This is a genomic window from Thiolapillus sp. (assembly GCF_048562965.1).
Classification (GTDB): Bacteria; Pseudomonadota; Gammaproteobacteria; order Chromatiales; family Chromatiaceae; genus Thiolapillus; species Thiolapillus brandeum_A.
Genome location: NZ_JBHNMF010000656.1, coordinates 1 through 1694, shown reverse-complemented (window position 1 = coordinate 1694; position 1694 = coordinate 1). Strand labels below are relative to the sequence as shown.

General features: G+C 50.2%; 1 protein-coding gene. It reads left to right on the top strand.

The features are described 5' to 3' along the window. Positions 1-43 precede the first annotated feature (43 nt). Positions 44-1694: hypothetical protein (locus tag ACOCD2_RS18850; protein WP_419625901.1), on the top strand; the 1651-nt coding region annotated here is incomplete at its 3' end.

Here is a 1694-nt window from a genome sequence, read left to right as displayed (position 1 = left end):
AAAGGAAGAAGGTGCACCGTCATTTCGCACCGCCACTGAACTGATGCGACAGTTCTGGAAAAACCGCCGCCAACACCTTAATAAGGCAGGAATCTCCAATCCGCAAAGTAATGCATTCCTCGAACCACTGATCAACTACATGGAGTGCCAAGGAAAAATCTCGGCGCCTGCCACGATAGTGGAAAAAACCCCGGATGTGCTTGATGCCTTCATCTCATTCGGCATCCTTCAGCGAAGCGCGAAGCACAACATAAACTTTTGCCATCAACGTTACTTGGACCACCTGATTGCCGAGCGCCTCCTGCGTAACATTTTCCAAGAGAGCGACTCCGTTCTTAGCTGGCTGGGAAAAAAAGGAAATCAGTCGCTGTTCCGGCGCGAACAACTGCGCCAGGCACTTGCCATGCTGTCTGAAGAATCACCGACTGATTTTTTCAATACCACACGGAAGCTCCTTGAATCAAAAGCAGTGCGTTTTCACCTCAAACATCTTGTACTTGAATTGATCGGTCAATTTGATGTGGTCGCCGATGACATTGGTGAATATTTTTTGGAGTTGCTCAATAAGCCTTATTGGCGTGAGCATGTTCAGCAACCCGTGTTTTTGAGGCATCATCCATGGGTATCCTATCTTCTAAATGCTGGGCTAATCTCGAAATGGCTCGAATCTGATGGTGTGCGGGAAATCAACAGTGCCTTATGGCTGCTCCACTCGGTGGCTGAGGATATCCCTGACCCGGTAACAGAAATTCTTGCCCCTCTTGTGGACAGAGGCAGTGAGTGGCCGAACCGGATATTGACGGCAATTTGCAGGAATGAAATGGATGATTCGGAAAAGATGTTTGAGCTGCGATTGCAACTGGCCAGGCTTGGGGTTGTGAAGGATTTTGTTATCTGGGAAAGTCTTTGTGCCAAATACCCCCTCCGTGCTGTCCAGCTGATCGAAGCGGTGCTTTCCGCCAGAAACATAAATGACAGAGCGACTTCCAGAAGCGGGAAAAACCCACTGGAGTGCTTGTACGACGATGATCTTGAAGCGTTGAATGATGCAGTGGAAAAGTGTCCGTCCCAGACCTGGAACCTGCTGATGCCTCATGTGGAGAGATTGACGAACATCCCGGTTGATGATTACGACCACGACGAAAGGCTCCAGAACTGGAGGGAAGAGCGGACTGCCAAGAGTGGAATGGATGTTGCCAGAGGCACTGTCGAGCTGCTCAAACGTGCTTTGGCGACAGAACAACCCGATGAACTGATAGCACGGATTGCCCCCCTTAAAAAGGGCATTTCACCCATTATCCAGGAAATCATCATCGCGGCCTATACCCATCTGCCCGCCCGTTACGCTGATACTGGCATAGCTTGGTTGCTTGATGACCTTAGCCGGTTTCGACTTGGCTTCGGATATCGTGAGCCGGAGTGGATGCCCGCAGTGCGTCTTGTTGAAGCGCTGTCTCCACACTGTTCCGAGAAACTATTTCGTCGGCTTGAAGAAGCCATTTACCATTACCATGCCCCGGAAGAAAAACGGGAGGCCAGGTATTGCGTGAAACTCTGGCGGAAAAACGCTTTCTGCCATTACTGGGGCAAGACCCAGCATTTTCTTTTGCCCGCGCTTGATGCCACAAGAGTTTCCCCGCAAACCTCAGAATTGATCCGCGTATTGGAGCGGAAATTTGCAAACTACGCCAAAG